This is a genomic window from Wolbachia endosymbiont of Wiebesia pumilae (assembly GCF_017869285.1).
GTDB lineage: Bacteria > Pseudomonadota > Alphaproteobacteria > Rickettsiales > Anaplasmataceae > Wolbachia > Wolbachia pipientis.
The window spans coordinates 506,814-519,061 of sequence record NZ_CP054557.1 but is presented as its reverse complement, the minus strand read 5'-3'; the positions used below and the strand labels follow the sequence as shown (position 1 = coordinate 519,061).

Genomic DNA, 12,248 nt, shown 5'->3' with positions numbered 1-12,248 from the left:
TGCTCTTCGGATAGTAGGTAACGCACAATAAATTTATGAAGCTATCTCAAATTTAGCCATACCAATATCAGTGAACTTATTGAGCAAATAGCATTTAACAAGTAGTTCCTTCTCTCTATTTGTCTCAGATTTATTCCTAAAACTAAACCCGAATGTTTGTTTCAGTCGCGAGAAAAAACTTTCTATATAAGATCTTTTTCCATAACTCATCTCTTTTTTCCACTTCTTTATACTATCTTCATCATATGACTTTATGAGCTTGACTGCAGAATTTCTCTCAGCCATATAGTCTAACTTTGGATGCTCTGCTGCGTTGTTTTTCGGAGGAATTTTCGTTTTTATACCATATTGATTACACAGCTTATAGAGCTTTTCTCTGTCATATGCCCTATCTGCATATAGTACTTTTATGACATACTGAAAATCGACTTCTTTTAGCAAATCACAAGCTCCATAGTGATCAGAGTAGACACCGTTACTGTATTTTACAGCTATGGCTTTTTTGCTGTTTGTATTCAACATTACATGCAATTTTCTTGTCTGTTCATAGCTGCGATACTTTCTATCTTCGCTATTTTCTTTGCTATGACCAGGAGTGTTGTTGTATATACTAATTCCTGTACTGTCTATAGCAATTTCGATATCTTCCATATTATTTTTATCAATTCTGCAATCATTGATCTTAATATTGAGTTTCTTAAACCTTCTTGATGATTGTGAATAGCTGATAACTTGCAAATTTTTCCCAATTTGCTCAAGGTATCCTGCTATAAACCCAACTGTTTGCCTCAGGCCTATTCTAAATAAACAAGTTATTATGTGCACCAAAATTACAACTTTATCGCTATAAATATTGTTGCCACCTGGTATTTTTGGACCATTCTCGTACCACTTTTCTATGGCTTCGTTGATATAATGAAAAATATTTCCTCTTTTTTCTAGAAATTTGTTATATTCGCTATGGTTACTGACCCTCATTTTTTGTGGCATATTTTTTCTTTCAAGGTTAAATGGCTATTTTATAATGAATTTTGTCAGTAGCCACCAGATTTTTTCAGTTGCTATGCAACAAAGCCCACTGGAATCCAGACTTTAATTGTTATACTTGTAAATAAGTCTGGTGAGAATAGACGTTCATCTCAAAATGCAGTATTTTTGTTGAAATAGCTCAACTGGATTCCAGCGTCACGCGCTGGAATGACACCTTTGTGTTTGCATAGCTGTACGAACATTGTGATTTGAGAGCAATCTCCACAAGGGAGGATGTCATTCCAGTGCCCAGACACTGGAATCCAGGAAAAAGAATGGTGTCATCCAAGTAGCTGACACTGGGATCCAGAAGACTTAATTTCAACCAAATAATAAAGGCTGGATCCCAGTGCTTGGCACTGGAATGACAGCAATCCTACGTCATACCGCGATTCATTCGCGGTATCTCGGCCGCTAACAAGTAGCGGGATGACGGTTATCGTTTAGCTACAGACATTAAGAAATTTACTAAACGAAAAAAAAGGCAAAAGAAGCCCCGTGGTTGGCTAATTACTTACATTATACTTTCAAGTATGGCGTTTTTTTATTCTAAACACTTAATAACCGCGATTCAGTTGCTTTTAAACCGCAACTAATCTAAATTATAAACGTTAAGAAATTTACTAAACAGAAAAAAAGGCAAAAGAAACCCTAGGGTAGCTAGTTATTCACTATCCATTTTTTAAGTTGGCGTTTTTTTATGTTTTAAACGCTTTATAAGCGCGTTTCAGCTTATGTAGGTAGAAGTTTTATAAAGACATAAGGTGCACATAGTGCAAAAAATTAAACATGAGACGCCAGATACGTGAGTTTTTTTGTCATTTAATCTGTACAGAGAAGATAAATAAATAGCTTCAATTTTATGATAAGAGGGCTGGCGAAGCTTGTCAAGTAATCTTTTGCATTTAACCCGTTTCTATGGGTAAAACAATCTGCATACCACTTAGCTAACATGAGTTTTGTTTTGACTTTTTGTGCTAATTTTGCAGAATATTAAGATTATCATTTAAATAAAATACATGACGAAAGAGGATTGGGAAGCGGTAATTGGGCTTGAGGTGCATGCTCAAGTTTCTTCTAATACGAAGCTATTTTCTAGCTCATCAACGGAATTTGGTGCTGAGCATAACACTCAAGTTTCTCTAGTTGATGCGGCAATGCCAGGTACGCTGCCAATACTAAATTATTACTGCATAGAGCAAGCAATACGCACTGGTCTTGCACTTTCTGCAGAAATTAATAAGTATTCTTACTTTGATCGGAAAAATTATTTTTATCCTGATTTACCACAAGGTTACCAGATAACTCAGTTTTTTGAGCCAATAGTTAAAAACGGTAGAGTATTTATCAACGACAATGAAAAAGAAATAAGAATTGCGAGAATTCATTTAGAGCAAGATGCAGGAAAGAGCGTTCATGAGGAAAGCAGAACTTATGTAGAGTTAAATCGTGCAGGGGTTGCTTTAATGGAAATTGTTTCAGAGCCAGATCTCCGTTCATCTGCGGAAGCTGCAGAATGCATGAAAAAATTGAGGCAGATTTTGCGTTACATTGGTTCATGTGATGGTGATATGGAAAAGGGATCACTTCGTTGTGATGCAAATGTTTCTGTCCGCCTAAAAGGCAGTAGTACATTTGGCACTCGTTGTGAAATAAAAAATCTGAACTCGATACGTTATATTGTGCAAGCTATAGACTATGAAATACAAAGACAAATTGAAATTTTAGAAAGTGGAGAAGAAATAAGTCAAGATACCTTATTGTTTGACGTTGCTTCGGGAAAAACAAAAGTGATGAGAAGCAAAGAGGATGCAAGCGATTATAGATACTTCCCTGAGCCTGATTTATTACCTGTTGAGGTAAGCCAGGATAAAATTGATTTAATTCAATCATCTTTGCCCGAGTTGCCAGATCAAAAAAAGCTGCGACACATTGAGGAATTGGGTATCAATGAATACGATGCAAACGTCATTACCTCCGATAAAGCAATTGCTGATTATTTTGAGGAATTGATAAAAAAACATGATTCAAAGCTCGCCGTTACCTGGTTAACCGTAGAGCTTTTTGGTCGTTTGAATAAAGCAGGTATTGATATTGTGAGCTCCCCAATCAAAGCAAATGCTTTGTCCGAACTCTTAGATTTTATCGTTGATGGAACAATCTCTGCTAAACTTGGCAAGCAGGTATTCGATAGTATGTTTGAAACTGGCAAACCTGCATCTTTAATTATAGAAGAGCAAGACCTAAAACAAATAACCGATAGAGGTCAAATATCAGGAGTTATCGACACAATCGTCAATAACAACCAAGATAAAGTTCAAGAATACAAAAGCGGTAAAACAAAGTTATACGGATTCTTTGTCGGCGAAGTTATGAAACTTACCAAAGGAAAAGCCAGCCCTGATGTGGTGAATTCAATTTTGAGTGAGAGATTAAGTAATTAGTCACATTTTTTTATTTACATAACAGCACATCTCGTAGATATTCCAAGGTCTTTGTTACGATATCTGTATATCATGACATATAACTTTTTTACCATTTGTTGGTACTATTTTTAAAATTATGTGAGGTTGAGGATGCCTCAAACTTATCCTGCTTGGGGAAGAAAGCGGTCTCTTCATGGTGATATCTACCAACTAAAGTGGGTAATGCTGCTTCTCAAACGTGCAGTAGATGTTGGATATTCTTTCCGTTTAGCTACAGAAATGGAATCAGCTACGGGTTTTGATGATATTGTTTTTCAGGATAGGAAAAATGAAAAAATAGTACATAGGTTTATACAAAACAAACACAAGCAAAATGAATGCGAAAAAATCGGTGTAGGTAAATTGCTTTCAAAAAATAAAAGTGGTGAATTTAGCGTTCCAAAATATTTTGTTTCATATCTAAGAACCTGTCTTGAAAGGAACTAAGCAGCTAATTTAGCAAGCATAATAGTAATCATATTAAAGGAGATATTAGTTTTTGAAGTAAGAGGAGAATGCTCATAATCCTTGCTCATACGTCTAAAATTGGAAAGCCAAGCAAAAGTTCTTTCAACAATCCACCGTTTAGGAATAACTTGAAATCCTACAGCATCAGCTGCTTTTTTAGTAATCGTCAATAAACATCCTGTTTTCAATAAACAGTAATTTTGCAATTTACCAATATATCCCTGATCAGCGAGAAACCTTTGTAGCGTTGAAGCTTTTCGTTTAGCTTGAGTAAAAAGATTTAGAGCACCATCACGATCTTGAATGCCTGCACTATGAACATCAGCTGTAATAATTAGGCCTATTGTATCCACAATGATGTGACGTTTTCTACCCTTTATTTTCTTGCCAGCATCATATCCTCTGGATCCCCTTTTTGAGTGGTTTTCACTGATTGACTGTCAATTATTCCTACCGAAGGTATTTCATTTTTGCCAACCATTTTTCTTACCTTTTTTACTAACATATCGTGTATTTCTTCCAATTTGCCACTATTACGCCACCTGAGAAAATAATCATACACCGTTTTCCATGGCGGAAAATCTTTTGGCAGCATTCTCCACTGGCAACCACCTTTCATTATGTATCTTATTGCATTAATAATTGTTCTAATATTGTGCTTTCTTGGCCGTCCTACTGCACCTTGTGCAACACTTGGCTCCAAAATTTCCCATTCTTTGTCACTTATATCACTTGGATACATTTTTACCTACTATTTTTTACTTATCTCATCATATTCTCTTTCTCATTTCTTTTCAAGACAGGCTCTAAGATGTACAGTCCCAGAGTGTGATGGTATGATAAAATATGAGAAAAAAATACCATCAAAGGAGGAGTTATGGGACAAATATTGCATGGGTGCGCCAAAACAACACAGACGATTCGTAGAGCAATACAAAATAGAAAAGAGAGCATAGCAAAACTCTCCAAGCATTATAACCTTAATCCAAAAACTATTATTAAGTGGAGAAAACGTTCATTTACGAAAGATGCTGATATGGGTCCAAAGCGTCCAAGATCGACTGTTTTAACGCTAGAAGAGGAAGCTATAATAGTTACATTTCGCAAGTATACACTACTGCCACTAGATGATTGCCTTTACGCTCTGCAGTCTACAATTCCGCATTTGACTCGCTCTAGCTTGCATCGTTGTTTACAAAGACACAACATTAGCAGATTACCAACTGTTGATGGAGAAGTTAAGTCAAAAAAGAAATTCAAACAATATCCTATCGGTTACTTTCATATTGATATTGCTGAAGTTAGAACTGAGGAGGGCAAATTACATTTGTTTGTTGCTATTGATAGGACATCCAAATTTACCTATGTTGAGTTGCGTAACAGTGCTACAAAACCCATAGCTGCTGAGTTCTTACGTAATTTGATTAGAATTTTACCGTATAAAATCCATACTATTTTGACAGATAACGGTATACAATTTACAAACCAGAAGCGTCATAAGTATGCTTTCCAACATATATTTGATAGAGTTTGCGAAGGGAATGTTATTGAACATCGTTTGACAAAAGTTAGCCATCCTTGGACGAATGGGCAAGTCGAGCGTATGAATAAAACTTTAAAGGATGCTACAGTTAAGAAGTATTACTATCAATCGCACCAGCAACTTAAAGAACACCTTTATAACTTTGTTATGGCTTATAATTATGCAAAGAGACTCAAAACTCTTAAGGGTCTTACTCCTTATGAATTTATATGTTATCAGTGGACACAGTCTCCAGAATTATTTATACTAAATCCACACCATCACACTCTGGGACCATACATCTAAGAACCTGTCTTGAAAGGAACTAAGCAGCTAATTTAGCAAGCATAATAGTAATCATATTAAAGGAGATATTAGTTTTTGAAGTAAGAGGAGAATGCTCATAATCCTTGCTCATACGTCTAAAATTGGAAAGCCAAGCAAAAGTTCTTTCAACAATCCACCGTTTAGGAATAACTTGAAATCCTACAGCATCAGCTGCTTTTTTAGTAATCGTCAATAAACATCCTGTTTTCAATAAACAGTAATTTTGCAATTTACCAATATATCCCTGATCAGCGAGAAACCTTTGTAGCGTTGAAGCTTTTCGTTTAGCTTGAGTAAAAAGATTTAGAGCACCATCACGATCTTGAATGCCTGCACTATGAACATCAGCTGTAATAATTAGGCCTATTGTATCCACAATGATGTGACGTTTTCTACCCTTTATTTTCTTGCCAGCATCATATCCTCTGGATCCCCTTTTTGAGTGGTTTTCACTGATTGACTGTCAATTATTCCTACCGAAGGTATTTCATTTTTGCCAACCATTTTTCTTACCTTTTTTACTAACATATCGTGTATTTCTTCCAATTTGCCACTATTACGCCACCTGAGAAAATAATCATACACCGTTTTCCATGGCGGAAAATCTTTTGGCAGCATTCTCCACTGGCAACCACCTTTCATTATGTATCTTATTGCATTAATAATTGTTCTAATATTGTGCTTTCTTGGCCGTCCTACTGCACCTTGTGCAACACTTGGCTCCAAAATTTCCCATTCTTTGTCACTTATATCACTTGGATACATTTTTACCTACTATTTTTTACTTATCTCATCATATTCTCTTTCTCATTTCTTTTCAAGACAGGCTCTAAAGATTAAAATTAATCCAGATTTTGCAGATGGTGACCTAAAGGACTTTACTATCTGTACTAATATCGGTTTCGATCTAGCTCAAAGTGCAACACAAAATACAATAAAAAAGTTGAAAGCAAAAACTTCGGGACCAAACAAGGGAATAGAAATTGCAGTTGAAGTAATAAGCACTAGTGATATTTTTTTTAAATACGGCGGTACGAGATACAAGTTCTCTTGTACTCACGATAACATGATTTCAATAGTGCAACCGGCATTTAAGAGTGCTGTAAAAGAAGCAATAGAAGAATTGGAAAAGGAGATAAAAGAACTTCAAGGTAAATCAGATCAAAACTCAAAAAGAAAATTGGAAAGAAATCAGGTATGGCAACGTGAGTTTGAGCGAATGACAAATGAAGGCAAGTTAGAAGAGAATATAAGGGAATTTTTTGATAAATTAGTATTTGCAGTAGATCAACCTAACGAGATAAAACTAGCGGAAATCATTGAGAATGAGTTGGGAAAAGAATTTAATAATCTCGATAAAAAGAACGTTTATAGTCGCTTTCTGGTAGAAGTTCTGGATTGGATGAAAGCAAGAGAGGGAAAGTTTCTATCACATGAAGAAATAAAGGAGTTTTTTGAAAAAATAAGAGAGGAAATTTTAGGAGCGATTTGGTTTGATGTAAGAGGTCCAGTCAGACTATTTACAGGAAGAGATGAGGAATTGGGAATGCTACATGATTCGCTACAACGCGATCCCAAAGGTGCTGTAATTTCATACATAACGTCTATTAGTGGTCCTGGGGGGATGGGAAAAAGCCAGTTAGCTAGAAAATATGCTTGTAAATATAGAAGATATTATGACGGCAATGTTATATGGATAGACGCTGAAAACTTTGAAGCTATGAAAGATTCTTTCTTAAGGTTAGCTAGAGATAGATTAGGTATTTCTTCTAAAGATAAGTATGGAAACGACAAAACGATAGAAACTATTGTTAGAGAAGTATATGCTTTCTTCGCAAGAAGGAGGAGCCTGTTCATTTTCGATAACGTTCAAGAGTACAAAAAGATAAGTAAATTTTTGCCATTTTCTTTATCTCCTGATCTTAACAAGCCTCATATTTTGATTACCTCGCATGATCAGGAACTGGAAAAGGGAATAGACGTTATAAAGCTAGGAGAATTGGAACAAAGAGACGCTATAGAGTTTGTTAAAAAAGGATTTAATATACTAAAAAAAGATAAATCGCAAGATCGGGAGATAGAAAATTTGGTAAGAAGGTTGCAATGCTTTCCTTTAGCTATACAACAAGCAATATCATATATTGAAGATCAGAGAATAATAGAGGAGTTTAAAATTAGTGATTACCTAAAAGAGTATGAAAAGAAAGCTAAGAAGTTGCTTAAGTCTAAAATATTTCAAGGAATTGATAACGACTATACTAAAACAACTTTTACAGCTTGGGAAGTTACGATGGATAAAGTAAGAAGTGATGAACAATATGGACCGTTAGCTTCAGAGATTTTAGATGTTTTGGCTTATTTTGCACCTGATAAAATCGCTAGAGAAATATTCTTAAATTCGGTAAGTGATTATAAGAAAAAGCAGTTAAAGCTAGCCATCCGTTTACTTGTGAGATATTCCATGGTGGGCGGTGAACAAAACCAAAGTGTATTAAATGTCCATAGGTTAGTACAGGAAGTAACTGAATTAAATTTACAAAAGGAAGGCCGAGAAGAAGAAGTTCTCAGAAAAGCCCTAGAATTAATAAATAGTGGTAATATAGTAAAAGATAGTACAATTCATGTTGCATCTATTTGGGGATATGCAAGTAAATATGGTAAATTGATTGATGACTTTTATTTCAGCTCATCTTATGTACATGGAGAACCGCTTTTTATAAAGAAAAGTGCACCTTTACACTTCCTTGCTGTAAGTGGTGATTATGAAGCAATTAGTGCAATAATAACACATATAGAAAGACATTACCCAGGTGAATTGGTAAAAACTGTTAATGTTAAGGACAATCTCGGTCAAACTCCGTTACACCACGCTTCTTATAATGGAAATTTGAGAGTAGTAGAGTATCTTATTAGTAAAGGTGCTGATATTAATGTTAGAAGCGAAAATGACTGGGTTCCATTGCACTATGCTTCTAGGAGTGGAGTACTAGCTGTAGTGGAGCATCTTATTAGTAAAGGTGCCGATGTTAATGCTAGAAGCAAAGATGACTGGGTTCCGTTACACCTGGCTGCTTGTATTGGAGAGCTAGATGTGGTGAAGTGCCTAATTAACAAAGGTGCTGATGTTAATGCTAATGCTACAAAGCCACTTTATTATGGAACTCCATTACACTTAGCTGCATACCACGGAAAATTGAATATCACAAAGTGCCTAGTTAGTGAGGGTGCTGATGTTAATGCGAGGGATGGGAATAACTGCACTTCTGTCCATAGAGCTGCTTACAGTGGAAAATTGGATGTAGTAGAGTACCTTATTAGTAAAGGTGCTGACCTTAATACTGAGGATGGAGATGGCAATATTCCGTTACATAAAGCCGTCCAGAATGGGAAATTAAATGTGATAGAATACTTCGTTGGCAAGGGTGCTGATGTTAATGCTAAAAACAGATATGACTGGACTTTGTTACATTGGGCTGCTTATAACGGCCAGTTGGATATAGTGAGATATTTAATCAATAAAGGTGCTGAGATTAATGCTAAAAGTTGGTCTAATGACACTCCGTTGCACCTAGCCGTATGTAGCGGAGTGTTGGATGCGGTAAAGTGTCTTGTTGGTAAAGGTGCTGAGGTTAATGCTAAAAGCAGGTATGGAGGCACTACATTGTGCTTAGCTGCTATGACGGGAAATGTTGACATAGCTAAGGTGCTACTAAAACACAACGCAGACATTAACACCAAAAATAATGAAGGAAGAACAGCATTACATTATGCTGCTAAATATAATCACCAAGAGCTTGTGGAATTACTTTTAGCTCATGGTGCATCCTATGACTACTAGAAATTTTGCATTTAATTTATAGCTCCGCTTCTGTCAGAGCATAAGATGACAGAAGTGGGCTTTAATAACTGTAGTACTATAGCTGTTATACTCCAAAAGTAAGTATTAGATATAACAAATAGAAGAAATTAGATAGAATGATTAAAGGGGCAAGAATATAAAGGTTTAACTTGAAATAACCTGATAAAATTTGAATCACACTTCCAAGTGCTGGCACCCACGAAAGTAATAAAGTTGCAAAAATTAGCAAATTTTTTGTAACTTTTGGCATTGTATATCCGTTTTCTAATTTGTGGTATGATTTTCGTATAGAGATTGTTATTTTACCTAAGTACCAATTAACTATTCCACCAAGACTTGATCCTAGTACTCCAAAAAATAACATCAGTAGTGGAGTGTGATACGACCTGAAATAAAGCATGGTATTGAACACAAAACCTTGATGTATGGGTAAGACTAATGATGATACTAGACTATCTGTGAATAACAGGAAGTAGTTTTCCATATGAATTTACCAGGTTGTTGTACCATCTTCATTGTCAGAAATTGTAACCCCTATTTGTTTCAACTGATCCCTTATTTTGTCTGCAGTATTATAATCTTTATTTTGTTTTGCTGCTCTTCTTAAATCTATCAATCTTTCTATTTCTTGATGACTCACACCAGCAGTAAACCACTCTTGATAACTTGACTCAAGAAGACCAATAAATCTGGCACTCTTAACAAAACTCTCAGTTAATTTAAGCTTTTCACTTTCATTACTCATTTTGTTAATTTTTGCAGCCATTTCATGTAATATAGCTAGAGCTTCAGGAATGTTTAAGTCGTTTTTTAAAGCGTCTATAAAATCTTTAGAAATCTCTGCGTTACTTTCATCAATATTCGTTATATCTAAACCACGTAATAACCGATAAAATTTGTTTAAGGTTTCCTGTGCATCAGAAATAACGTTTTCTGTCCAATCAAGTGGTTTTCTGTAGTGAGTTTTGAGCAGTGCATAGCGTATTACTTCACCCTTTATTCCACTATCTAGCAAATCTCTTACTTTGACTATATTAAATAAGGACTTGCTCATTTTTTCTTCATTTACTGTAAGAAAGCCGTTATGTATCCAGTATTTTGCAAACATTGATCCAGCAAATGCAGACTTACTCTGTGCAATTTCATTTTCATGGTGAGGAAATTGTAAATCTATGCCGCCACCATGAATATCAAAATCTTTGCCAAGGTAAGCATATGACATTGCTGAGCATTCTATATGCCATCCAGGCCTGCCCTCTCCCCATGGGCTATCCCAATAACTTGAAAGTTTGTAGTCAATATCACTTGCAGGCTTCCACAGCACAAAATCTCCCGGGTGCTTTTTATTTTCATTAACTTCAACTCTGCTACCTGGAACCAATTCATCAGTTTTTTTTCCTGATAAAGCACCATATTCATGGTAAGATTCTATATTAAAATACACGTGTTTGTCAGATTCATAAGCGTGGCCTGATTGCAGCAAATGTTCAATTAATTTTATAATATAATCTACGTTTTCCGTTGCTTTTGGTTCGTATGTTGGTTTTTTACAATTTATGCTTTCCATATCATCATGAAAAGCTTTAATGTAATATGTGGTTATACTTTCTATGTTGCTATTTTTCTCACTTGCTGCATTAATTATCTTATCATCAATGTCGGTTATGTTACGCACATAGGTAACTTTGCCATAACAAAACTTAAGTAGCTGAAATAACACATCATACACAACAACAGACCGTGCATTGCCTATATGTGCTGTGTCATATACTGTTGGTCCGCAAACATACATTTTCACATGATCTTTATCGATAGGTGTAAAAAGCTCCTTTTTTTTTGTTAAGGTGTTGTAAAGCCTAACCATATACGAAGCTTTTGAGAAAAGAAAATGCCCCAATGATAAGTTGTGGCCCTTTGACTACTACAACAAGAGTAAGCAATAGCCCACACAATGATATTAAAACTCCCAATATGGATAGAAACCCATCTTTACTCATAATGCCAAGCGAAATAAGAGTCGTACCAATTGCAGGAATGAAGTTAGTAAGAGGCAATGGAAGAGCTATCGATAATGCAGAAAGCAACATTACAAAAGCTAAAATCTTTTCACCGGGCCCATAGAAAATAAAAGACATTCTTGGTTTCATGAACTTTTCTATTTTTTTTAATGCTGGAGAAGTTTTCTCTACCACAAGAGCTAGTGTTGAACGCTGAAAAGATCTTCTTTCTAGCCAACTGGGCATCCAAGGAGAATCAAATCCAAATAAAAGCTGCAATGAGAATAAGATTAAAGGTATAGAAAGAATAGTTGTATAACCAGGTGGAACCGGTATAGGCACCGATAGCGGCAAGGAGAAGATGATTATTAAAATACCAAAACCACGCTCATGCAAAGCTGTTTTAATGTCAAACAAAGTTACTTTATCGCTATCATTGTTATTGGTATCTGCAACTTCTTTTAGAATATCAGAAGCTAATTTATCACTTTTAGTCAACTTATCATTTTTTGACACGAAAAACCTTTGATAAAAATAATTCTTAACACAATTATTGTTTTATTTCAATATGCATTATTCAT

11 protein-coding genes are annotated in these 12,248 nt (G+C 35.3%); 5 read left to right on the top strand and 6 right to left on the bottom strand.

What is annotated here, in order from left to right:
- Positions 1-33: 33 nt before the first annotated feature.
- Positions 34-990 carry an IS5 family transposase gene (locus HUB92_RS02705; RefSeq protein WP_209472359.1) on the bottom strand — a complete coding sequence of 319 codons (957 nt, stop codon included), beginning with the start codon at positions 988-990 and terminating at the stop codon, positions 34-36.
- Between the two features lie 1,058 nt (positions 991-2,048).
- Here HUB92_RS02705 and gatB point away from each other — a divergent pair.
- Positions 2,049-3,473 (top strand): Asp-tRNA(Asn)/Glu-tRNA(Gln) amidotransferase subunit GatB, encoded by a 1,425-nt coding sequence (gene gatB, locus HUB92_RS02700; protein ID WP_209473230.1) that lies wholly within the window; start codon positions 2,049-2,051, stop codon positions 3,471-3,473.
- A 132-nt stretch (positions 3,474-3,605) separates the two neighbouring features.
- Positions 3,606-3,941 (top strand): hypothetical protein, encoded by a 336-nt coding sequence (locus HUB92_RS02695; RefSeq protein ID WP_209472414.1) that lies wholly within the window; start codon positions 3,606-3,608, stop codon positions 3,939-3,941.
- Here HUB92_RS02695 and HUB92_RS02690 read toward each other — a convergent pair.
- Positions 3,938-4,704, bottom strand: a protein-coding gene (locus HUB92_RS02690; RefSeq protein WP_410543339.1) for an IS5 family transposase whose coding sequence is annotated in 2 segments (ribosomal slippage) — positions 3,938-4,377 and positions 4,377-4,704 — 768 coding nt in all. Because the reading frame shifts where the segments join, the coding sequence is not laid out codon by codon here. The two genes, HUB92_RS02695 and HUB92_RS02690, sit on opposite strands and share 4 nt — an antisense overlap.
- Here HUB92_RS02690 and HUB92_RS02685 point away from each other — a divergent pair.
- Together HUB92_RS02685 and HUB92_RS02680 are read left to right on the top strand one after the other, a co-directional pair.
- Positions 4,679-4,918: a hypothetical protein gene (locus HUB92_RS02685; protein WP_209472933.1), complete on the top strand. Its 240-nt coding sequence runs from the start codon at positions 4,679-4,681 to the stop codon at positions 4,916-4,918. The genes HUB92_RS02690 and HUB92_RS02685 overlap by 26 nt on opposite strands.
- The gene (locus HUB92_RS02680) at positions 4,840-5,790 is read left to right on the top strand and encodes an IS481 family transposase (RefSeq protein ID WP_209472420.1); all 951 of its coding nucleotides are present in this window, start codon (positions 4,840-4,842) and stop codon (positions 5,788-5,790) included. Before HUB92_RS02685 ends, HUB92_RS02680 begins: the two co-directional genes overlap by 79 nt.
- A 19-nt stretch (positions 5,791-5,809) precedes the next feature.
- On the opposite strand, the gene HUB92_RS02675 is transcribed toward HUB92_RS02680, so the two are convergent.
- A protein-coding gene (locus HUB92_RS02675; protein ID WP_410543339.1) for an IS5 family transposase occupies positions 5,810-6,576 on the bottom strand; the annotation gives its coding sequence in 2 pieces (ribosomal slippage) (positions 5,810-6,249 and positions 6,249-6,576; 768 coding nt in all).
- On the opposite strand from HUB92_RS02675, the gene HUB92_RS02670 reads away from it, so the two are divergent.
- A complete protein-coding gene (locus HUB92_RS02670) occupies positions 6,551-9,649 on the top strand; it encodes an ankyrin repeat domain-containing protein (RefSeq protein ID WP_209473228.1) in 3,099 nt (1,032 codons plus the stop codon). The two genes, HUB92_RS02675 and HUB92_RS02670, sit on opposite strands and share 26 nt — an antisense overlap.
- An 85-nt stretch (positions 9,650-9,734) precedes the next feature.
- On the opposite strand, the gene HUB92_RS02665 is transcribed toward HUB92_RS02670, so the two are convergent.
- From HUB92_RS02665 to HUB92_RS02655, 3 genes are read right to left on the bottom strand one after another with little or no spacing between them, the layout of a single operon-like run.
- Positions 9,735-10,154, bottom strand: a complete 420-nt coding sequence (locus tag HUB92_RS02665; protein ID WP_209473226.1) for a YqaA family protein — start codon at positions 10,152-10,154, stop codon at positions 9,735-9,737.
- Positions 10,155-10,160: 6 nt separating this feature from the next.
- The gene (gene cysS / locus HUB92_RS02660; RefSeq protein WP_209473224.1) at positions 10,161-11,534 is read right to left on the bottom strand and encodes a cysteine--tRNA ligase; all 1,374 of its coding nucleotides are present in this window, start codon (positions 11,532-11,534) and stop codon (positions 10,161-10,163) included.
- On the bottom strand, positions 11,527-12,183 hold the full coding sequence (locus HUB92_RS02655) for an exopolysaccharide biosynthesis protein (protein ID WP_209473222.1): 657 nt from the start codon (positions 12,181-12,183) through the stop codon (positions 11,527-11,529). Before HUB92_RS02655 ends, cysS begins: the two co-directional genes overlap by 8 nt.
- Between the last annotated feature and the right edge of the window lie 65 nt (positions 12,184-12,248).

Coding starts and splice junctions, on each gene's coding strand:
- HUB92_RS02705 (WP_209472359.1), bottom strand. CDS start 990: ATGCCACAAAAAATGAGGGTCAGTAACCATAGCGAATATAACAAATTT.
- gatB (WP_209473230.1), top strand. CDS start 2,049: ATGACGAAAGAGGATTGGGAAGCGGTAATTGGGCTTGAGGTGCATGCT.
- HUB92_RS02695 (WP_209472414.1), top strand. CDS start 3,606: ATGCCTCAAACTTATCCTGCTTGGGGAAGAAAGCGGTCTCTTCATGGT.
- HUB92_RS02680 (WP_209472420.1), top strand. CDS start 4,840: ATGGGACAAATATTGCATGGGTGCGCCAAAACAACACAGACGATTCGT.
- HUB92_RS02665 (WP_209473226.1), bottom strand. CDS start 10,154: ATGGAAAACTACTTCCTGTTATTCACAGATAGTCTAGTATCATCATTA.
- cysS (WP_209473224.1), bottom strand. CDS start 11,534: ATGGTTAGGCTTTACAACACCTTAACAAAAAAAAAGGAGCTTTTTACA.